This window comes from Bradyrhizobium sp. sGM-13, assembly GCF_018398875.1.
Lineage (GTDB): Bacteria > Pseudomonadota > Alphaproteobacteria > Rhizobiales > Xanthobacteraceae > Bradyrhizobium.
In genome coordinates this window covers 120,321-141,412 of record NZ_JAGWDK010000018.1, presented here as the reverse complement: position 1 = coordinate 141,412, position 21,092 = coordinate 120,321, and the positions used below count along the sequence as shown (strand labels likewise).

At 62.3% G+C, this 21,092-nt stretch carries 22 protein-coding genes; 10 read left to right on the top strand and 12 right to left on the bottom strand.

Translation table 11 applies throughout. From position 1 onward, the window contains the following. Positions 1-178 precede the first annotated feature (178 nt). A complete protein-coding gene (locus tag KJQ96_RS25500) occupies positions 179-445 on the bottom strand; it encodes an HGGxSTG domain-containing protein (RefSeq protein ID WP_213289162.1) in 267 nt (88 codons plus the stop codon). After that, entirely contained in the window at positions 442-1,104 is a 663-nt protein-coding gene (locus KJQ96_RS25495; protein WP_213289161.1) for a hypothetical protein, read from the bottom strand. The genes KJQ96_RS25500 and KJQ96_RS25495 overlap by 4 nt, the downstream gene beginning before the upstream one ends. 513 nt (positions 1,105-1,617) lie before the next feature. On the opposite strand from KJQ96_RS25495, the gene KJQ96_RS25490 reads away from it, so the two are divergent. Continuing rightward, entirely contained in the window at positions 1,618-1,878 is a 261-nt protein-coding gene (locus KJQ96_RS25490) for a cytosolic protein (RefSeq protein WP_249734485.1), read from the top strand. 61 nt (positions 1,879-1,939) lie between these two features. Here the strand turns inward: KJQ96_RS25490 and KJQ96_RS25485 are convergent, their stop codons facing one another. Then, positions 1,940-2,947: a hypothetical protein gene (locus KJQ96_RS25485; RefSeq protein WP_213289159.1), complete on the bottom strand. Its 1,008-nt coding sequence runs from the start codon at positions 2,945-2,947 to the stop codon at positions 1,940-1,942. Positions 2,948-2,955: 8 nt separating this feature from the next. Beyond that, a complete protein-coding gene (locus KJQ96_RS25480; RefSeq protein ID WP_213289158.1) occupies positions 2,956-5,820 on the bottom strand; it encodes a penicillin-binding protein 1A in 2,865 nt (954 codons plus the stop codon). Positions 5,821-5,967: 147 nt separating this feature from the next. Between KJQ96_RS25480 and KJQ96_RS25475 the strand changes: the two genes are divergently transcribed. Then, positions 5,968-6,534, top strand: coding sequence for a hypothetical protein (locus KJQ96_RS25475; RefSeq protein WP_213289157.1), 567 nt, complete (start codon positions 5,968-5,970; stop codon positions 6,532-6,534). 76 nt (positions 6,535-6,610) lie between these two features. Here KJQ96_RS25475 and KJQ96_RS25470 read toward each other — a convergent pair whose 3' ends face one another. The 6 genes from KJQ96_RS25470 to KJQ96_RS25450 form a co-directional block, all read right to left on the bottom strand. Next, entirely contained in the window at positions 6,611-7,411 is an 801-nt protein-coding gene (locus KJQ96_RS25470) for a methyltransferase domain-containing protein (RefSeq protein ID WP_213289156.1), read from the bottom strand. Positions 7,412-7,499: 88 nt separating this feature from the next. After that, the gene (locus KJQ96_RS41435; protein ID WP_256441663.1) at positions 7,500-7,622 is read right to left on the bottom strand and encodes a hypothetical protein; all 123 of its coding nucleotides are present in this window, start codon (positions 7,620-7,622) and stop codon (positions 7,500-7,502) included. A 149-nt stretch (positions 7,623-7,771) separates the two neighbouring features. After that, positions 7,772-8,794: a putative sulfate exporter family transporter gene (locus KJQ96_RS25465; protein ID WP_249734496.1), complete on the bottom strand. Its 1,023-nt coding sequence runs from the start codon at positions 8,792-8,794 to the stop codon at positions 7,772-7,774. A gap of 279 nt (positions 8,795-9,073) precedes the next feature. Next, positions 9,074-9,295: a hypothetical protein gene (locus tag KJQ96_RS25460; protein ID WP_213289154.1), complete on the bottom strand. Its 222-nt coding sequence runs from the start codon at positions 9,293-9,295 to the stop codon at positions 9,074-9,076. 136 nt (positions 9,296-9,431) lie between these two features. Next, positions 9,432-10,166, bottom strand: a complete 735-nt coding sequence (locus KJQ96_RS25455) for an SDR family NAD(P)-dependent oxidoreductase (protein ID WP_213289153.1) — start codon at positions 10,164-10,166, stop codon at positions 9,432-9,434. Positions 10,167-10,193: 27 nt separating this feature from the next. Then, complete coding sequence (locus KJQ96_RS25450; protein WP_213289152.1) at positions 10,194-11,222, bottom strand: LacI family DNA-binding transcriptional regulator; 1,029 nt, start codon at positions 11,220-11,222, stop codon at positions 10,194-10,196. A 200-nt stretch (positions 11,223-11,422) separates the two neighbouring features. On the opposite strand from KJQ96_RS25450, the gene KJQ96_RS25445 reads away from it, so the two are divergent. The 8 genes from KJQ96_RS25445 (at position 11,423) to KJQ96_RS25410 (ending at position 19,746) form a co-directional block, all read left to right on the top strand. Further along, positions 11,423-12,724 carry a sugar ABC transporter substrate-binding protein gene (locus tag KJQ96_RS25445; protein WP_213289151.1) on the top strand — a complete coding sequence of 434 codons (1,302 nt, stop codon included), beginning with the start codon at positions 11,423-11,425 and terminating at the stop codon, positions 12,722-12,724. A 73-nt stretch (positions 12,725-12,797) separates the two neighbouring features. Continuing rightward, on the top strand, positions 12,798-13,685 hold the full coding sequence (locus KJQ96_RS25440) for a carbohydrate ABC transporter permease (RefSeq protein WP_213289150.1): 888 nt from the start codon (positions 12,798-12,800) through the stop codon (positions 13,683-13,685). Positions 13,686-13,694: 9 nt separating this feature from the next. Next, positions 13,695-14,522, top strand: coding sequence for a carbohydrate ABC transporter permease (locus tag KJQ96_RS25435; protein WP_213289149.1), 828 nt, complete (start codon positions 13,695-13,697; stop codon positions 14,520-14,522). A gap of 7 nt (positions 14,523-14,529) precedes the next feature. Beyond that, the gene (locus KJQ96_RS25430; protein WP_213289148.1) at positions 14,530-15,534 is read left to right on the top strand and encodes an alcohol dehydrogenase catalytic domain-containing protein; all 1,005 of its coding nucleotides are present in this window, start codon (positions 14,530-14,532) and stop codon (positions 15,532-15,534) included. A gap of 5 nt (positions 15,535-15,539) precedes the next feature. After that, complete coding sequence (locus tag KJQ96_RS25425; protein WP_213289147.1) at positions 15,540-16,613, top strand: ABC transporter ATP-binding protein; 1,074 nt, start codon at positions 15,540-15,542, stop codon at positions 16,611-16,613. Between the two features lie 41 nt (positions 16,614-16,654). Then, positions 16,655-17,569: a sugar kinase gene (locus KJQ96_RS25420; protein WP_213289146.1), complete on the top strand. Its 915-nt coding sequence runs from the start codon at positions 16,655-16,657 to the stop codon at positions 17,567-17,569. Next, positions 17,566-18,603: a tagatose 1,6-diphosphate aldolase gene (locus tag KJQ96_RS25415; protein WP_213289145.1), complete on the top strand. Its 1,038-nt coding sequence runs from the start codon at positions 17,566-17,568 to the stop codon at positions 18,601-18,603. The genes KJQ96_RS25420 and KJQ96_RS25415 overlap by 4 nt, the downstream gene beginning before the upstream one ends. A 15-nt stretch (positions 18,604-18,618) precedes the next feature. Next, on the top strand, positions 18,619-19,746 hold the full coding sequence (locus tag KJQ96_RS25410; RefSeq protein WP_213289144.1) for a mandelate racemase/muconate lactonizing enzyme family protein: 1,128 nt from the start codon (positions 18,619-18,621) through the stop codon (positions 19,744-19,746). 62 nt (positions 19,747-19,808) lie between these two features. On the opposite strand, the gene KJQ96_RS25405 is transcribed toward KJQ96_RS25410, so the two are convergent. Beyond that, entirely contained in the window at positions 19,809-20,084 is a 276-nt protein-coding gene (locus KJQ96_RS25405) for a helix-turn-helix domain-containing protein (RefSeq protein ID WP_309142469.1), read from the bottom strand. 191 nt (positions 20,085-20,275) lie between these two features. Further along, complete coding sequence (locus tag KJQ96_RS25400; RefSeq protein ID WP_213289142.1) at positions 20,276-21,055, bottom strand: DNA-binding transcriptional regulator; 780 nt, start codon at positions 21,053-21,055, stop codon at positions 20,276-20,278. Positions 21,056-21,092 lie beyond the last annotated feature (37 nt).

Below are 21,092 nucleotides of genomic sequence, written 5' to 3'. Positions count from 1 at the left end.
TTCTACTGCAAGCTGGAGTATGACGTAGCTGGCGGGGATCGCAATATCAACCGATCTGACTGCTTTATTTAGGGTCATCAACGGCTTATCGCCAGCTAGTTGCCGCTGAATGGCGCCTGCAGAGGGCCAATCGGTTGCGATGATTCGGCCGTTCGCAGCGCTGTTTCGCGAACGCCAATCACCTCATGCCTTCCAGCAGCTTCCGCGCTTCACCCAACAACGTCTGAATCCGCCGCCGCTCGGCGATCGCATCTCTGGTGAACAGGCCGTGCTTGCGCGCGTTCTGGTTTGCCTTTGGCGCGCCGGATCCCGGTGCGCCGCCGTGCATGCGGCAGCGCTTTTTGCCGTGCACCGCCGGTGAGCGGCACGCGCCACTGGCGCGGGTTTTGGCGCCGCACCGCGGGCTCGCCAGCATCGGGCCGGTGTTTCTGATGTGATCGCTCATGCCTGCGCTTCCCGCTTGGCGGCAGCGGAAGCGCGCCTTCGCCTGGAGCCCGCGGCCTTCGGCGCATTGCGCGCCGCGGAGGCCCGGTTCTTGTCCGAAACGATCACGCGCGCATGCTGCGTGACGTTGCCGACAATGGCCTTGCCGCCATCGCCGACCGACACGTTCTGCACGGTGATGGCGGGCTCGCCATGGCTGCGGTAGCGGTTCAGCGCCTCGATCTGGGCGGGAAACGTGCGGGCGAGCCTGCCCAATGCGCGCGCGGCGCTGTCGTGCTGAGCGAGATCGTCCGCATTCGCAAGGTGATGGGCGCATCGCATCGCCATCACATGAACCGAAACCATCTGCGCCACCAGCATGGCCTCGACCGAATCACGGGGGCGAATGCTCTTCACCATCGAAATCATGAAAGAGAGGTTGACCTCGTCAGGACTCTCGCCGCTCACGCTGGCCTTGACCAATTGCCGGAGCATGCCATGCATCGCTTCGCGGTCGGCGACCCCGAGCGCATTCACCATGAGCTGTTCGCCGAGCTCTTGATCTGGATGGTCGATGGAGAATCCGTGCGACAAGAGCTTTATCCGCGGCGCTGCGGCAGCTTTGGCCGGGTCGGTTGCGGCGATCGCCGTTGGCACAGTGATATCAGGAGCGGTGGTCATGTCGAGATTCCTTAGGCACGCGCGCTTGCCGCGCGCGCGGTTCGGCCACGCGCAGGCGATCGTTCGCCGCGGCGGTTCGGTGCAATTTCAATTGCGGATGAGGATTTTTCGGCTGCAATCGCGACGGACGCGCCCGCTATTGCGGGCGACGGGCGCGTACAGGATTTCGGAATAATCGAAAAATGCGCCTGATTTGCCCGACGTGTCAAGTTGCTTTGTCGAATGCCGGCGGCCGCCTGCTACTTTGCATGGGGTTGTTCTCGATATTTTCGCGAGCGCGCACCTTCGAAGGGGAGTTCTCCAGCGTCACCCGCAGTGATGCGGGTTCACAAAAGCTCGACCCGTCCTACGCGCTCCTATTCTCAGTCGTCATTCTCGGTCTTATGTATCTATCGACAAGAACCAGCCCGACGTAACCGCGACATTGTTCGCGGGACCAATGATGCTGGTGAAAACCAACGACCAGGGAGTTGATCGATGAGGTCCTTTCTGCTGCTTACGGCCGGTGGTCCATTGCTGGTCCTCACGTCCCACGAAACGCTGCACGATCCGAAGTTCCTGAGCAGGCTCAAAGCCAAGGGTATCGGCAAGTTTGTCGCCTTCGATGTGCCGCTTGATCTCGCGAAGCAGCGCTATGGCGGACATTTCCACGCGGTGGAGAGCGATTTGCACGAAACAGACGATCTGAGGATACTCGATTTCAATGGCCAGCGGATCTATCAACTGTTTCGCTTCGACGAACTCGGTGCCGCGATATTGCAAGAACAAGTCTGAGGCACGCTTGATCGCGCAAGGTGCGCGTGAGGCGCCAGTCTAGTTCGCGCACGCGATCTGTTCATTCCCGCTCCATGATCTCGGCGATCGCCTTGATACGGCTTCTGGCGTATTTCGGCAGGCCGGCGCTCAGCGAATCGCCGCTGTTGAAGGAGCTGTTGCCCATGAGCAGTTGCGCGGGCACGAGGTTTCGCAGCATCGGCGTATTGCTGTATTCCTTTTGCTTGTTCAGCACGTCGTTCCTGACCGCAATCAGGATGTAGACCGTCGCGATGGCGGCTTCGCGCTCGGTCGGATGCTGTTGCAGAACCGCAAGCAGCTTGCCGAACTGGATGACCTGGTTGACCAAAAAGATGTTCTGCTCGAGCGCGCTGGTGACTGCGGAGTCGAGCCCGGTCAGGCTCGGCAGCTCGGCAAGGTTCGGCTGCGTGACCAGCATGATCTCACTCTGGAACTCGATGAAATCCGGAATGGGCTTTTTGCTCTCCTCGCGCAGCTTGTTGGCAAGCTGAATGCCCGACGGAATTTTTCCTTCGAACATGTAGCGGGACTGCACGCAAACCGCCTTCGCATCCTCGCACCAGCGGCGATCCGGCGGACGGTTGTGCGCGGCGCTTGCGTCCTTGTTGGGAACAGCATCGCTCGCCGTAATCGGCCGGTGCTTGACCGCCGGATCGATCTGCTCGAGGAACGCGACATTCGCATACCGCGACAGATCCAACGCCGCTGCCGGCTTTGGAAGTCGAAACCGCGCCTCCGCTTGGTAGACCGAGAGCTTCAGCTTCATTTGTTGCTTGAGCGTGGGCTCAACGAAGTCAGGGAAGAGCGAGAGGAAGCGCCGCTGAACCGGACGTGAGCGGGCCCAATCGTCGAAAGGAATAAGCCCGGTCGAGGAATCGGCGAGCTTGTCGTTGCGTTGGTCGGCGAAGATGACCGTGCGCGGTTTGATCTGTGCGATCGGAACGCTGGCGGCTGCGGGCACGTCCTCCACCTGGTATTCCTGCGCTGCCGCGCCCGTGCAAGTGGCCACGCAGGCGGCGATGAGGACAGCGGCGCGGTGAAGGCTCATGGCAATGCTCAATTCAGCCGCCGCCAGAAATAATCGGGATCGATGCGGAGCGGCGGTCGCGGGAGGCGGTCCTCGTCATCGGGATATTCGCGCCAGGAGGGATATCCGCGCGGACCAAGGCGCCAGGTTGGGAATGGAAAGGGCAGCCGGTTATCGCCGTAAAGGCGATTGCCGTAGGACCACTGCTGGAATGGCTCGTCGTCTTCGTCGCGGCCGCCACGATAGGCGTAGCTTTCTGCACGCGAGACAATGCGAAATTGCGAATCGTCGATTCTGCCCGCCGGATCCCTCTTGAAGTACTCGGTGAAAGCGCGCCCGGAGCCGGCCGGTACAGGATCGCCGGTATAAGGATCGATCGACAGAGTAGCGAGCTGACGCATGGCTTCGCGTGAAGGGCCGTTCAACGCCGTCTTGGGAGCGTGCAGCTCCCAGGCTGCCTGCACGATCGGCTCGAACATCGGCAGCGCTACTTTCCCCCCGGTCTGGCCGGGCCCAAGGGTGCGGCGCCCGCCGTCGCTGTTGTCATAGCCGACCCAGATGGCGACGGTGACGTCATTTGTGAAACCGACGAACCAGGCATCGGCCGAATTATCCGTGGTACCGGTCTTGCCGCCGACATAGGGCGAGAGATGCTTCGCCGCGCGCGCGGTTCCGCGCGCGAGCACGCCCTGCAGCATTGATTTCAACTGGTAAAACGATGCGCGGTCGGCGGAGCCGATCCAGTCCACCGCATGCGGATCGTGCCGGTAGATTGGGCGGCCGTCCTGTTCGATCGTTTCGATCGCATGGGTCCGGGGCCGTGCGCCTTCGTTGGCGATCGCCGCATAGAACGCCGCAAGGTCGATGAGCCGCACCGTTTGGGCCCCGAGCACGAACGGGTAGTAGCGCATGCAGTCCTTGTAGAGCTGCGCTTCCATCGCGAGCTCGCAGACACGGTCGAGGCCTCGCTCGGCGCTGTCATCGAGGCCGGTCGCGAGCAGTTGCGCGGTGGCGAGATTCCGGGAGTTTTCCAGCGCACGCCGCAGTGTAATGGCGCCCGAAGCGCCGCCCTCGTAGTTCTTCGGCGACCAGAAACCGCGCTGGCGCGCGTAGCCCGTCGCCCCGATCGGTGCCAGCGTAATGGGTTCGTCCATCACCAGCGTGTTGGGCTGCAATCCCTTCCGAAGGGCGGCGAGGTAGGTCAGCGGCTTCAAGGTCGAGCCGGGTTGCCGCAGGCTCTGGACGACGCGGTTGAGCTGGCTTGCCGGATACGAAAAGCCGCCCGCCATCGCGAGAATGCGGCCGGTTTCGTTCCCGAGTACGAGCGCCGCTCCCTGCACGGTCGGTCGAATGCGCAGATCGGCACGCGCTGCCTGCTTACCCTTGGCTTCGCGCACCTGCACATAGACCACGTCGTACGGCTTGAGACCGCGCCCGATCGCGGCGCTCCAGGTGTTCAGCGGCAGGATGCTTCCGTCGGTCAGACCGACTTTGATCGCATGGCCGCGCTTGCCGCGCGTATTCTCCAGGACGACCGCCGATTGCCAGTGAACGTCATAGAGAGGCAGTCGCGTCGTCTTCAACGCCATGAGCCAAGCCGGCTCCGTGGCGCTCTGGTCAGCCGCTCTCAGACGGACAGCATCGGAAATGTTCGCCTCGGGTCCCTCAAATTTGTAACGACCGGTGTTCAGTTCGTATCGCGCCAGGCCCTCCTGCAAGGTCGCTTCGACTACGCGCTGCAGGGCCGAGTTGACAGTCGAGCGCACCGTGTAGGAGGAGTTGGTGAGATTATCGAGGCCCGCGACCGCCTTAGCCTCGCGGGCGATGTGATCGACGAAGTGAAAGCCGAAGTCCCGGCGCGTCGGCCGGTATTCGACGAGCTGCGGCAATACTGCTTGCGCCGCGGCGGCGTCGATCATGGCGTCGTCCTGCATGCGGCCCAGCACGTAGGCAAGGCGCTCGCGCGCGCGCTCAGGGTGGTGGTCGGGATTGAAGTAGTTCGGCCCCTTGGCGAGCCCGGCGAGCAGCGCGCCCTCGACCGCGGAGAGCGCCTTGGCCGGTTTGCCGAAATAGCTGCGCGCGGCCATCTCGATGCCCCAGGCTCCGCGACCGAGATAAATCGAGTTGAGATAGAGCTCGAGGATTTCCGCCTTGGTCAGGGCGCGCTCCATCCGCGAGGCAACGATCATTTCGCGCAATTTTCTTTCGTAAGTGACGTCATTGCCCACCAGCAGGTTCTTGGCGACCTGCTGCGTAATGGTCGAGCCGCCCTGCGGCCGGCCCGGCTTCGTGAAGTTGCCGAGGAAGGCGCGGACCAGTCCGCGCTCGTCAAGGCCGCTGTGTTGGAAGAAGCGCTTGTCCTCGGCGGCGACGAATGCGTTGCGCACCGCCTCCGGGATATCCGCAAGCTTGACCCAGATGCGGCGATTGTTCGGCGCGTAAATCTCGGCAACACGCTCGCTCTTGTTATCGAGGATTACGCTGGTGCCGGGAAGCCTGAGGTCTTTAAGCTGCGCGGCATCGGGCAGATCCTTGACCGCGCTGTTGTAGAAAGCGATGACCTGACCGAGATCGACCGGAGATCCTTCCACTTTCTCGACTTTGCAGAACTCCCGGTAGGCCACGTGGAGATCGGCCAGATTGAGTCCTTTGAGCGCCTTGATCTCGCCGCTCAACGCCTCCTTGTCATCCATGGCAGTGGCAATCAGATCGTCCAGGTTGATGTCCTCGATGTCGAAAGCCTTGCGCATGTGGGCGCAGCCGGCACTCAAAAGCTGCGCCACCTCGGAGCGGTCGCGCAGCGCATCGAACTCCGTCTTGACCCCATCCGGCCGGGTAGTGACCTGGCTGAAGGCAAGCGCCGTGGCGAAGATCTTGACGAGAATCGAGTCCATGACCTGCCGACGGTCAAAAACACCGCCTCCGTAAGGTCCCGTTTTTCTAGAACACTAAACAAGGCTGTACTGAGGAAAAAGTTCCCTAGCCCCGGAACTAACGTTGCGGCCAGTGCGTTTTAGAAGCACCGCATTGGCAGTGCACTCATGAATGCCCCTCTTCCAGTCGTGCTTGCCGCGGCGCTCCTCAGCGCCACCATCGCCACGATGCCTGCGGATGCTGCTCCTCGAAAAAAGAAGACCGCCGTCCCCCCTGCAGCTAGCGTCGCTCAGCCACCCACGGACAGATTTTTGGCCTGCGACGTTCGGGTGCGAGACTATCTTCGCGAAGGCGGAGCCGTGATGCGGGTCACCAAGATCGAAGTGGATGATGCCCGACTGCAGTTGAACATTCATCATGAGTACGGAGAGGCGGGAAAGTCGTCTCGAAAATACCTGCGCGGGGACAGTGAAGAGGAAATGCGCAAAAATCTGCGCGGAATATTGGATGAGTTCGCGGCGGCTGCGAAGGCCGCAGCGGCTGGTCGCGCGTGGTATGTGATCGCTGCTCGCAAGGTCATGCCGGACCTCCGCGAGGGTTCGGGCGAGAACACAAGCCCGTGGACAGCCATTGTACTCGCGGATTTCGACGGAAAATGCAGACCCATCACGTTCTATCAGTCTGTCGACCGGAGCAAGCTCGATCCTGAAGTGAGCAAGAAATTGGATGAGTGAAGTTTTGCACTTGGCTTGAGTTGGTCTGACGTGGTCTGCTTCCTCGGGATCGAAGCAAGTCGCGATCCTCCGCCGCCTAAGGTCGTCTGCAGGTCGCGAGATGCGCCGATATGCCGAAAGCAAGCCCATCGGCCGTGAGATAGCGAGCGAAGATTGTTTCCGCCTCTGCCAGGATGCGATCGATCTGCGGCTCCGGCAGCACAACTCCCATGACGGGCAGCCAGCCCCTGAGTTCCGCCTCTACGAATTCGCGTATGGTCGGGAATCGCGCTGTGCCGCTACAGGTCGTGAGATCTACCACGCCGGCTCCGGCGCCCTTGAACAACACGGCGAGCCCCTGCCTGTCACCCAGCACAAACGGTGCGCGAAGCGCATCACCGGCGGGCTTCCCGGCGATGCGATCGAGCAGGTCCACGAGGGCAGCAAAGGCGGAGGCGTGCTCGATGACATCCCAAACTGCGACCGCGCACCTGCCGCCAGGCACCATCACGCGCAGCATCTCCCGGACTGCTTTGTCGCGATCCGAAAAGAACATCAGGCCGAATTGACACACAACGACATCGAAAGAACGATCCGGAAACGGCAGCGCCTCGGCCGCTCCATCGCGCCAGTCGATGCCGGGCGCGAGGTCTCGCGCCACGGCCAGCATTCCTGCGTTTGGATCGAGTCCGGCGACACGACCTGAGCTTTCGGTTCGCCTTGCCGCCTCGCGCGCCAGAACCCCGGTGCCGCAGGCAACGTCCAGAACGCGATCGCCGCGCTCAATCCTGGCAGCATCTGCCACCATCGGCGCCCATTGCTGAAAGAGTGCCGGAACGAACAGTGCCTCGTAGGTCCTCGCAGCGTCGATCAAGGTTTGCGAAACAGGTGAGGTCATCGTGTCACCTCGCGCAAAAGCAAACTGGTGCTGGAAAGACGGAAACGCTTCATGGTCGGGCAAGCTTTGCCTTGAACCGGGAGGCCTTTCACAACCCGGTATCGGGTCCGCTTGCCGACCAAGCTTCGACATCCTCGCGGAAGTCGAAGGGATCGGCAAGCACGATGGTGTGATCGAGCCCCGGAGGGTTCCGCTCCCGGATCACCGGCAAGCAGCTATTCCAGTCTTGGGTGGCGGCGAGAGGATCGTTCGCAGGCCGTGCGGCCTGTGTCGCGTGTCCACCGCGGTGCCGCACGCTGCGTTTCAATCTGAAATGGAAATCCCGCGATCGAGGTTTCGATGCGGCTGCGCGCCACATGGTCACGGGAATAGGTGGACGAGGCCGATGCTCATGCCCAGTAGAAGGAGCAGCGACAGCGTGACGGCGGCGGTGACCCTTCCGCCCACGGTCGAGAGCACGCGCACGTCGACGCCAAGGCCAAGCGCAGCCATCGAGAGGACGGTCAGGATAGCTGCCGCCTTCGTCACCGGTGCGACTACGAGATCCGGCACGAGCTGGAGCGAGCGCAGGGCCGCGAGCACCAGAAAGCCGATGATAAACCAGGGCACCAGCTTGAATGGGCTGATGGCGGCGATCTTCGTTTGATCGGCGTGGAGCTTGCGGCGGCGCGCCGCGACCAGCGAGAGGGCAACCACGATCGGCCCCAGCATCAGCACGCGCACAAGCTTGACCAGCGTGCCAATTTGCGTGCTGACGATGCCCGCGGGCACGGTCGCCGCCAAAACCTGCGGAACGGCATAGACGGTGAGGCCTGCCAGAATGCCGTATTGTGTCGCCGACAGGTCCAGCAAGGGGATCAGGAGCGGCAGGCCCAGCACCATCAAGACGCCGAGAATGGCGGTGAAGGAGATCGACGAAGCGACATCGTTGCTATTGGCTCCGATCACCGGCGCGACGGCGGCAATTGCCGAGTTGCCGCAGATCGAATTGCCGCAGGCGATCAGGATCGACATTTTCGTAGGGAGCCCCAGCATGCGGCTGAGGCCGAAGCTCACCGCGAGCATCACCACGACGGTGGTGACGATTGCGCTAATCAAGAGATAGCCGGAGGCTGCGATCGCGCCAAAGCTGACGGACGCGCCGAGCAGCATGACGGCGACCTCGAGCAGTTGCTTGGCGCTAAAGGCTATGCCGGAACGCCAGCGTTGGGATGGTTGCCAGACGATGCGAATCGCCATTCCGAGCAGGATCGCGATGACCAGTGCCTCGACGTAAGGATGGACGAAGACGTGCTCTTCGAGGCGTTGCGCGCCCAGCGAAACGGCGGTGATGATGCCGCAGAGCGCGACCCCTGGAATGAGAGCCATGCCGCGGCCGAGCATACCGGGTCGTGGCTTTGCGTCGTCAGAACTGCTTTGGGGTGGCGGCACTTATCCTCCTTGGAGAATAATTTATGCGCCGGACCGCGCGGGCTCGCTAGTACATTTTCGGATTGTGCCCATACAGAGAAGTTATATCCCTCAACCTGCATTTGCAGGCGTCAGCGCGGCCGTCGTCCCGGTGGCGACCAACGGCGATCAGATCAATTTGGGCGGTTCAAGGCAATTTGGGTATAGGGACGTCGGGGCAACCCAACCCGTACAGCGCATCCCGGCAAGACATTAAAGCGAGGCGAGCAAGCCCTGCGCCCACGCGACGGCGCGCTCGAAGCTGAGATCGCCCGGTTCGAAATAGACCGCGCGCGCCAGCACGATGACGCCGACAAGCCCCCAAAACAGGCCTATGCCGGCCGACTTCAGCCATTTGGACGCGCCGACCGGCGCAGTCGAATGATCGACCGCCGGGACCGGCTCTCCAAAGGGATCGAATGCGGGCTGGCTCATGGTAGCTTCCGTTTCGCTAAGGCTAATGTCGCCAATAGCTGCGCGGAAGCAAGGGTAGAGGAATGCCTTTTGTGGCAGCGGCGTGGAAGCTCGTTTTCCGCTGTAGCCCCCGGCTAGGGTTTTCTTCTATCGCCCCTCAGCCCGCGAGAAATCCGCCATCAACGGCGACAACCGTGCCGGTCGCATATTGCGACGCCGGCATGCAGAGAAATGCAACCGCGCCGGCGATGTCCTCCGGCTGTCCCCACCTTTTGAAGGCGGTACGATCGGCAATGCGCTGGTAGTGCGCGCGATCGGATCGGCCTGCTGCATTGATCGCCGTCTCGACGTAGCCCGGCGCGACCGCGTTGACGCGGATGCCTTCTTCCGCCCAGGCCAGTGCCAGCGCCTTGGTCAGCATGACAACGCCGCCCTTGCTGGCGCAGTAGGCGGGAATGCGCGGCAGCGCGAGCGTTGCGTTCATCGATGCGATGTTCACGATCGAGCCTTTGGCGCCGGCAAGCGCGGCTCGAAAGGCCATGCAGGTGCGGAACGTGCCGACGAGGTTGACATCGAGCACCCTTGTAAAGGTCTCGATTTCGAATTCCTTGTCGCGCGCCAATATGCCGGCACAGTTGACCAGCGCATCGACGCGTGTCTGTCGGCCTGCAAACGATGCGACGGCTTCGTCATTGGTGATATCGAGGGGCGCCAACTGCAATTCCGGCCGGGGCCGCAGCACGGTACGCGCGATATCGGCCTCGTCGACGCCGGTGGCGGTTACCGTCGCGCCGAGATCGCAGAACAGATTGGCAATGGCAGCGCCGATGTCGCCCGCGCCGCCGATCACCACGGCGTGGAATCCCGGAGCCAGCGCGAAGGGTGCGTTCATCGGATTGTTCCTTGGGATTGTTCCTTGCTATTTGGATGATCGCGTCGGCGATGCGGTGGACTCCCGGACGATCAGCGAATAGTCGACTTCGTGATGCATGATGGTCTGCTCGCCCGCCAGGTGACGCACGAGATACTCGCCGGCGCGCTGCCAGGTATCTCCGGTCGGTACATGGATGGTCGTGAGGCTGGGGCGCAAATGCCGGCTCCAGTCGAGATCGTCGAAGCCGACCACCGACAGATCGTCAGGCACCGAAAATCCGCTGCGTTCGGCCTCCAGCAGCACGCCATAGGCGATAACGTCATTGCCGCAGACTACCGCCGTCGGCCGGTCCTTGAGGCCAAGCAGGTAGCGGGCGGCTTCGCGCGCATCGTCCAGCGTATAGGGCACCTCGACATGCCATTGCGGGGGCATCTTGATGCCGTGTTCGGCCATCGCACGGCGAAAGCCGGCGACGCGGGCGCTCGCCCGATCGTTGTTGCGCTGAAGTGCGGAGACGATTCCGATTCGCCGATGGCCGAGTTCGATCACATGCAAGGCCGCACGGTGTGCGGCGGCTTGATTGTCCGTGCCGACACAGGGATAGGGCCGGTCGGGACGATAGATGCCGACATTGATGAAGGGCACGGAATAGTCGGCAAGCATCTTGCGCAAGCCGTCGTGATGGCAGTCGCCGCGCAGCACGAGGCCGTCGACGCCGCGGCTGACGAGGTTGCGCGCCTGCTCCAGTTCAGCGTCGAGGTCGTAACCGCTCGTGGTCAGGAACAGCATGTAGCCGACGGAAGAGAGATATTTCTGCAGGGAGGCGATGCCGCGCGCGAACATGGTGTTGTCGATAGTCGGGACGATCGCGCCGAGCGTGCGCGACCGGCGCGACGACAACTCGCGTGCCGGTGCGTGCGGAATATAGCCGACCGTCTCGACGGCGCGCGCGATCCGCGCCCGCAGCGGCGCGCTTACCGACTCCGGGTTGTTGAGGGCGCGAGATACCGAGGCGGTCGATACGCCGGCCTCGGCCGCCACCGCGCGAATTCCCTGCTTTGCGGATCTTTCCATCACCACGTCGGGTCGGCAGAATGTAACGTTACAAATGCAAGGATGGCGGATAGTAGATGGAAAGTCCATCGATATTTGCCTCAGAAGTTGCATCTTGCGCAAACTTGACAGCCGATTTCCTCGACCTAGTATGTAACCGTTTTCAAGAAATCCGGTTGAGCCGGAAACGAGGGCGTCAGGCCCCATCAGGGAGGAGATCGATGAAAGCCAAAGCCTTTGCGGCGCGCCTTGCGCTTGCTCTTGTCGCGGCCGGTAATGGTGCCTCGGTGGCGTGCGCCGCTGATTTCGACTGGAAGAAATTCCAGGGCAAGACCGTTACCTTCCTTGCCAACAACAATCCGGTGGCGCAGGCGCTGCTGACGCACAAGGCCGACTTCGAGAAGCTCACTGGCATCACGCTGAAGGTCGACGCCTACCAGGAGCAGCAGATGCGCCAGCGCCTGGTGACCGTGATGAACGCACGCAGCGACGAGGTCGACGTGTTCATGTCCTTGCCGTCGCGCGAGGGCCCACAATTCGCTGCTGCCGGCTGGTATGCCGATCTGACGCCCATGACCAAGGGCGCGGTTGCCGGCGACTACGACTATGCAGGCCTCAGCCAGGCTCTATTGAAGGCGGGGACCTTCGACGGCAAGCTCACCAGCATGCCGATGAATATCGAAGGGCCGATCCTCTATTATCGGACTGACATTCTGAAGAAGTGCGGCGTCGAACCGCCCGCGACCATCAAGGACATCGAGCCGGCGGCGAAGAAGCTGAAGGCGTGCGACGCCAATATCACGCCATTCGTCTCGCGCGGCCTGAAGCCTGCGATCGCCTATACCTTCAGCAACATGCTGCACAACATCGGCGGCAACTACATCGCCAACGGCAAATCCAACCTTTGCTCGGCCAAGGGCAAGGAAGCCCTCGAGACCTACAGCGGCCTGCTCAGGGATTACGGACCGCCCGGCGTCGTCAACTACAGCTTCCAGCAGATCTCGGCGCTCTATCGCAGCGGCCGCGCGGCGATGTCATTCGAATCCTCGAACGAGCTGCGCACCGTGATGGACGGCGGTGAGCGGCTGAAGGACACTGCGCTTGTTCCGTTCCCGGCCGGTGATGCGGGCCAGGTGCCGACAGCGATCGGCTGGGGCATGGCCGTCTCCGCCCACAGCAAGCAGCTCGAGGCTGCCTGGTATTTCGTACAATGGGCAACGAGCCCGGAAATCCAAAAGCGCATGGCGCTGCAGGGGATTGCGCCGCCGCGCTCTGCAGTTGCCAACGATCCCGCCTATCGCAAGTGGATTGAGGAAGAGCCGGTTCGCAAGCAGTGGCAGGCCGCCCTCGATGTCCTGGCTGCGAAAGGCTCGTCTGAGGTCGGCTATCCCATCGTCGCCAATCCAGAGTCGCGCGAATTCATCGGTCAGGCCGTGCAGGACTTGATTCTGAAGCAAAAGACCGTCGATCAGGCCTGTGCCGACGCCGACAAGGCGCTCGATGCCCTGATCGCGCAGAAGTAGCACATGAGGCGTCGACGGCATTGCCGCGGTCGAGGCCTTTCCGTTCCAGATTTAATCCGGGAAACATGCAGGCATGTCCGAGGCTGCCGCTAAATTTACTGAAGATCGGCAGAGGTTAGAGCTGGCCGCACTTTCGGCGCCGGCGGTGATCTTCACCGTCGCGATGATTGCGTTCCCGGTCGTCTATACGGTCTGGCTCGGGCTGCACAGCTTTTCCTCCACCGGCAAGCAGTCGTTTGTTGGGCTAGCGAACTATTCAAGGCTGCTCGCCGATACCGAATTCTGGCACGGACTATGGGTGACAATTGCGCTCTATGTCCTCTCGCTGGTACTGCAACTCGTGTTCGGTGTCTGGCTGGCGCTGGTTCTTTTTCACGCCAAACGCCTTCCGGGCATCGTACGCTCGCTCTTCATCTCGCCATTCATGATGCCGCCGGTGGTCGCCGGCATGATGTGGCTGGTCATCCTCGATCCGTCGCTCGGCGCCGCCAACTACATCCTGCAATCCCTAGGGTTGCCGCCGTCGGAGTGGCTGGCATCGCCGGTCTGGGTGATCCCGACGGTTGCGCTGATCGACACGTGGCAATGGACGCCCTATGTCGCGCTGATCGTGCTCGGCGGTCTGCAGTCGCTGCCGCCGAGCGTTTACGAGGCGGCGCAAATCGATGGTGCCTCGGCGTTCAAGACGTTCCAGCGCATCACGTTGCCGCTGCTGTTGCCGACGATCGTCACAGCAACGATTCTGCGCAGCGTCGATCTGCTGCGCTTCTTCGACATCATCTACATCACGACCCAAGGGGGCCCCGGCAACGCGTCGAACACGCTCAACATCTACGGCTTCCGGGTTGGCTTCGAGTTCTTCAACATCGGCTATGCGAGCGCGCTGATGTTGACGTTGACCGCGATCGTGTTCGGCGCGGTGCTGGCATTCAACCGCCTGCGTGGCGCAGTGGCCTGGTGAGGTGAAGCCATGACCGACGCACCGATCACCGATGCCTGGATCCGCCGCCTCAACCTGCTTCAGCTCGTGGTCGCCGGCATCATCGTGCTGACGCCGACCCTCTGGATGGTGCTGTCCTCGCTGAAGCCGTCATTCGAGGTGACGGCCTATCCGCCGACCCTGATGTTCGCGCCGACGCTCGAGAACTATGCGCAACTTGCGGAAACGACGCCCTTCCTGAGCTACGCGATCAACAGCCTGATCGTCACAATCGGTTCAACCGCCCTTGGCCTGTTGTTCGGAATTCCCGCGGCGTTTGCCGTATCGTGGACGCGCATTTCATGGCCGGCGATACTGACGCTGGCGGCGCGTATGGCGCCCGGAACGCTGTTCCTGCTGCCGTGGTACGTGATGTTCCGCCAGGTCGGCATGATCGGCTCCTACACCGCGCTCATCCTGAGCCATGCCGTCATCACGCTTCCGATCGTCATATGGGTGCTGTTGCCGTCGTTCGACGGCATCCCGCGCAGCGTCTTTGAGGCAGCACAGGTCGATGGTTGCAGCGTCACGCGCATCCTCTGGCGGATCGCGCTGCCGCTGGTCGCCTCCGGCGTCGCGGTGGCATCCATACTGGCCTTCGTGTTTTCCTGGAACTACTTCCTGTTTGCTCTGGTGCTCTCGAACGGCGACAGCAAGACGCTGATTGCAGCCGCATTCAATTTCATCGGCGAGGGATCGACGCAATGGGGCGCGTTGATGGCCGCCGCAACGCTGATCGCGCTACCGCCGCTGATTCTGGCCGCCCTGGTTCAGCGCTGGCTGGTATCCGGACTGACGCTTGGCGCAGTGAAAGGCTAGGGATTGCATGAACGCCGTTCCGCTACCGAATTCGATCATGCAGGCTGCCGTGTTCCACGGCGGCGACCGCATCACCATCGAGCGCATCGCAATGCCGGAGGTGGCGATCGGCGAGGTGCTGGTGCGAGTCTCGCGAACCGCGCTGTGCGGCTCCGATTTCAAGCTCTGGCACAAGGGCGCCGACTTTACCGCGGGCCATGAGATCTTCGGCGTGGTCGAGCAGCCCGACCATCCCATGCACGGCAAACGTTGCGCCGTCTATATCCCGCTGCATTGCGACCGCTGTGCGGCTTGCCAACGCGGCGATACGCAGATGTGCCTGGAGATATCGAGCCTGATCGGCTGGAACAGACCGGGCGGTTATGCCGAATACGTGCCGGTCCCGGAAAATTGCCTGCTGCCGGTACCTGACGACATCGAAGACAGTCTGGCGCCGCTTCTGCTCGACGTGATCGGCACGTCAGGTCATGCCGTGCGTTTCGTCAGCCGTATTGTGCCGCCGCAAGAGGCGGGGCCGGTTCTGGTGATGGGCGCCGGGCCGGTTGGGCTCGGCGTGGTGCTGGCGCTCCGCAGTCTCGGTTATCGCGACATTCATGTCGCCGATCCCAATGCGGCGCGCCTCGAGATCGCGCATTCCTTCGGCGCAAAGGCGCACCCGGTCGGTGATACGTCGAGGCGCTTCGCGCTGATCATGGAATGTTCGGGCGCGCACGCGGCCCGTAACCTCGGCATCGAGCTCGTGTTGCCGCGCGGAGCACTGGTGCTGGTCGGTGAGAACGCCGCGCCCTGGACGATCGAGGAAGGTAAGGTGTTCCGGCGCAAGGATTTCTACATGATCCGCACGTTCTACTTCCCGATCAGCGATTTCGAGTCCAACGTGGCCTTGCTGCGCCAATACAAGGAGGAATATCGAGTCCTGGTCGACGGCGAATTCGGGCTCTCGGCACTGCCGGAGAATTTTGCGCGATTCGCCCAGGGCGAATTGATCAAGCCCGTACTGGCGCTGGGCTAGCGGTCATGGCCTCGATCTCGATCCGCAATCTCGTCAAGCGTTACGGCAGCTTTACCGTCATTCCCGATCTCAATCTCGAGATTGCGGACCACGAGTTTGTCGTTTTCGTCGGTCCGTCCGGATGCGGCAAGTCGACCTTGCTGCGGATCATCGCCGGTCTTGAACCGATCAGCTCCGGCGAGCTCTATATCGGCGACAATCGCGTCAACGGCGTTCCCGCGGCCCAGCGCGATATCGCCATGGTGTTCCAGGATTACGCGCTCTATCCGCACATGCGGGTCTACGAGAACATGTCCTTTGCGCTCGAGCTGCGCGGTACGCCGAAGGCCGAGATCGATGCGCGGGTCAAGCGCGCCGCGGCGTTGCTGCACATCGAACCCTATCTCGGCCGCAAGCCGAAGGAATTGTCTGGCGGCCAGCGGCAACGTGTGGCGATGGGGCGCGCGATCGTACGCAATCCAAAGGCCTTTCTGTTCGACGAGCCGCTATCCAATCTCGACGCTAAATTACGCGGGCAGGTGCGCGCCGAAATCAAGGCGCTGTCGCAACAGCTCAAGACCACGATGGTCTTCGTCACGCACGACCAGATCGAAGCCATGACCATGGCTGACCGCATCGTGGTGATGCAGAGCGGCACGGTTCAGCAATATGACACGCCGGAAGCGGTCTATGAGCGGCCGTCCAATCAGTTCGTCGCGGGTTTCATTGGTTCGCCAGCGATGAATTTCTTTCCGGTCGAATTACGCGGAGAGCAGATCGTCTTTTCGCAGGATGGCGCTGACGCGCCGCTCGACGTGAACAGCCGTGATCTGTTGCGCAAGGCCGGCCATGGTGTATTCGGAATCCGTCCCGAGCATTTTTCGGTGACGGCGGATGCTGCCGGAGCCGTGGCGGTGACGGTGAGGCTGGTCGAGCCGCTGGGCTCGGACACGCTGATTCATTTCGATCTGGCCGGCGCATCGGCGATCGCGCGGGTCGATCCCGCGCTGCGGCCGAAGGTCGGCGATCGTCTTAACCTGCGTCCGCAGCCGGGCAGGGCGCATCTGTTCGACGGCAGCAATGGCCAGGTGCTGCGGTGAACGACCACGCCAATCCCGCGACGCGGACAAGGTTGGCCGACATGGCCTCAAAAGCAAAGCGCGCGCGTGTGATCTGCCTCGGCCTCTCGGCACTCGATCAGATCTGGCGCGTCGACCAAAGATTTTCAGGCGAAAGCGAAAAGATCAGGAGTCTCGACTATTCCACACTGGGCGGTGGCATGGCCGCAAACGCTGCGGTCGCCATCGCGCGCCTCGGCGGGGCCGCTGCTTTCTGGGGCCGTGGCGGCGATGACGCCGCCGGGCATGAGATGCGCTCAGCGCTATCAGCCGAAGGCATCGATGTTGCGAATTTCAAGTTGTTTCCCGAAGGCCGCTCCTCGGTCTCTGGCGTGATCGTCGACAAGTCCGGTGAACGGCAGATCGTGAATTTTCGAGGGTCGTATCCCAAGCGAGCCGATTGGCTACCGCTCGATGCCGTTGCAGGCGCTTCCGCCGTGCTTGCTGATCCGCGCTGGCCGGAGGGAGCTGTTGCGCTGTTCGGCAAGGCGCGTGCGCTGGGGATTCCGACTATCCTCGACGGCGATGTCGCCGAAGCCACCACATTCGAGCGCCTGCTTCCGCTCACCGATCACGCGGTATTCTCCGAACCCGCGCTGGCAGCCTTCATGGGGTCGGCCGACGGCGCGGCGCTGGCCAAAATTGCGCGCTTCAATTGCCGCATCGTCGCGGTCACCCGCGGACATGAAGGGGTGAGTTGGTACGAAAACGGGACCTTGCAAAAGCAGGCCGCATTCCGCGTCAGGGTCGTGGACACGACAGGTGCCGGCGACGTCTTTCACGGCGCCTATGCCTTTGCGGTCGGTATGGGTCTCGCCGTGCGCGACGCGATGGAGTTCGCTGCCGCCGCGGCGGCGTTGAAATGTGAGCATTCAGGCGGACGCGCCGGAATTCCCTCGATCGAAAGTTGTCTTGCATTCATGAGGACGAACCAATGAGAACAATTGGAAAGAACCGCGGGCTTGCGCGTCTGGCCGATGCGGAAGGGCACTTTCGCATGGTCGCGCTCGACCAGCGGCCGCCGCTGTTTGATGCCATCGCCCAGGCGAAAGGCATCACCAGGGACAAGGTCGAGTATGCCGATGTAACTGCGGCCAAGCGGCTTCTGGTGGAGGCGCTGGCGCCACACTGCAGCTCGATGCTGTTTGATCCGAATTTTGCGGTGCCCGCGGCCATCGACCTCTTGCCGGCCCGCTGCGGCCTCATCATGACGCTCGAGGAGCATCGCGTCGAGGAAACTCCAGGTGGCCGCAAGTCGCGGGCCATCACCGATTGGAGCGTGGAGAAGATCCGCGCGATCGGCGGCGATGCCGTGAAGGTACTCGCCTGGTACCGGCCAGATGCCGATCCTGCCGTCAACGAACATCAGAAGCGATTCGTGCGGTCGGTCGGCGAGGACTGCGCCCATCACGACATTCCTTATGTGCTCGAGCTGCTGGTATACCCCTTCCTTGGGAGCGCCAACCACACCGCCGACTATGTGGAATCGCCGGGCAAGTTGCCGAGGCTTGTCATCGATAGCGTGCGGGAGTTTGCGAAGCCCGAATACGGCGTCGATCTGCTGAAGCTCGAAAGTCCGCTTGCGGCCAACAGCCTACCGCCGCGCGATGGAAGCGCTGCGTCCAAAGCTGCGCAGAAGGAGTTCGATGCAATCGGCGACATCTGTCGCCAACGCAACATCCCCTGGGTGCTGCTGTCAGGCGGTGCGGCACCGGAAAAATTCGAGCGCGTGCTGGACTTCGCTTACGCCGCCGGCGCCGGTGGCTTTTTGGCCGGCCGCACGATTTGGCTGGATGCCGTGCGCAGCCATTTCCCTGATCGCGCCGCAGTCGCCGCCAGCCTTCGCAAGGACGGTGTCGGTGTGCTCGAACGGCTCAACACGCTGACCAAGGCCAAAGCAAAGGCCTGGACAGCGCGCTTTCCCGGCTTCAGCGAAATCAGGCAGGAAGGTGACTTCGCGAGAGCGTATTGATTTTCGAGTCCTGACATGACGTCGCAACCATTCACCGTCCGTAGCGTGCAGGCCTTCTGCTATCGTTACCCATTGTCGACGCCGGTTGTTACCTCCTTCGGCAAGATGCTTGACAGGCCGGCAGTATTCGTTCGTGTGGAAGACACTGACGGCAATGCCGGCTGGGGCGAGATTTGGTCAAACTTTCCATCGGTCGGAGCCGAACATCGAGCGCGACTCGTGAACGAGGTGCTGGCGCCCGCGACATGCGGGCGCACAGTCAGCGCTCCCCAGGAAATCTTCGAGGACCTGACACAGGGCACCGCCGTGCTGGCGCTGCAATCCGGCGAGCCCGGTCCGTTCGCGCAGGCGATAGCCGGAATTGATCTTGCAATTTGGGATCTGTTCGCGCGGCGGCGGAAGCTGCCACTGTGGCGGTTGCTTGGTGGCAATGGCAAGACGATAAGGGTCTACGCCAGCGGAATTAATCCGACCGGCTCGCGGCAAGTGGCGGAATCGGCAATTAAGCGTGGGCATCGCGCACTGAAACTGAAGATCGGCTTCGAACTGGCGACAGATCGCGCCAATCTGGCGTCGCTACGCGATCTGGTGGGCGACGGCATGCTCGCAGCGGATGCCAATCAGGGCTGGTCGTTGGCCCGTGCGCTGGAGATTGCGCCGCATCTGCGCGAGTTCGATCTAGCTTGGCTGGAAGAGCCGATCCGAGCCGATCGGCCGTGGCGGGAATGGCAGGAGTTGCGTGAAAACGTCGGCATCCCGCTGGCGGCCGGAGAGAACATCGCGAGCCGCGCGGGGTTTGAGCGAGCGCTCAGTGACAACGTGTTGCGCGTCGTGCAGCCCGACATCGCCAAATGGGGTGGCCTGACCATGTGCGCAGATATCGCGCGCGACATCCTGGCGTCGGGCAAGACCTTCTGCCCGCACTATCTCGGCGGCGGAATTGGCTTGCTCGCATCGGCGCATCTGCTTGCCGGGATCGGCGGCGATGGTCTGCTGGAAGTCGATTCAAACGACAATGTGCTGCGCGACCGACTTTGCGGACCGCTCATCAACGTGACGAACGGAACCGTAACCCTGGGCGAGGAGCCGGGATTGGGAATCGAGCCGGATCTGAGCCCAATCGAGCAGTACCGGACCGCTTGATCCGACGGGGCCGCATGCATCTCGTCGGATAGAGCAGCGCTTTCATTTCGCCCTATCGTAACTTACGCCGGTAACTTCGCTGCCCACCTCTTCGCCCAAACACCAAGAGGAACAAGAAGGGCATAAAGTTCATGTCCGGTCGGTGTAGCGCGATAACCCTCGTGCGAGTGCTCGACCAAGCCTGCTTCACGCAGTTCTTTCAGGCGCGAATTCAGAACCGTAGGCGAGATCGATTCGCAACGTTCTTGCAGTTCGCGGAATGTGCAGGGTCCGCCATTGCTGAGATTCCACAGGACTCCCAGTGTCCAGCGTCGCCCCAACAGGTCCAGGAGCGCCATGACAGGGACGCCTGTCCGCGAGCCTCGGACAGGTCTCCCGGGTTTTGGTGTTTGGCTCATAGGCATTCTCGCTACTAAATAGGTAGCAGTCCCTCTGTCAAGCGTTAGGGATGTCACTGCTCCATCGCGAGTACACAGGGTGCTCATCATTGTGCTCGCCGCAGCGCTCTGACGGCTCATCTCCCTAGCCTCTACTCCTGCAACGACGAGACACTTGCGGCAATATTGTCCGCCAGCGCTTTCACCAGCGGCACGTAGCGCCCGACGACGTCTGCGCGGTCGAGCGCTGAGGTGAAATAGGTCATGCCGACAGTGGCGAGAACGCGGCCGTTGACGATGACGGGAAGCGCGATCGTGTTCGACGAGCGCGGTTCGACCATCGGGTCGCGTTCGGCAAAACCTTGCTTGCGGATCGTGGCCAGCAAAGCCAATGCCCGCTTTCGTTCGGTGGCGAGCTTGTCTTCGGTCTCCTGCGAGCGGGCCAGCATGTCGAGCAGCATCGATCGCTCGCTGACCGGACAGAACGCCAGATAGGCGCGCCCCAGCGCCCGCCCGAGCAGGCTGAGTTGCATGTTGAGCGTACCGTGAAAGGGAGAGACCGGGCTGTCGGGAATGGTGCTGAAGCGGACCACGACTGAACTCCGGTCGAGGACGGCGATGGCGATCGGCCAGTGATATTGCCGGGTGAAGGCGAGCGCCCACGGGCGCGCAGCTTCCACCACCAGCGGATCGCCGTGAAAGCCGTTGCTCAGCGACTTGACCCGCGAGGCGACCGCGTAGCCGCCCTGCCGCCGGTCGTTGGCGGCATAGCCCAGCGCGCATAGCGACTTCATCAACCGCACCACAGTCGATTTAGGCAGCCCCGTCGCCCTGTGCAGGCGATCGATCGAGGTGACGCGGTGGCGGTTGAGCTCCTCCAGCAAGAGGAGCGTGCGCGAGGCGGCTTCGACAGTGTCGGACTTGAGCGGCATCCTGAAATTCCACCAGGTGGAACGCGACGGAATAGCT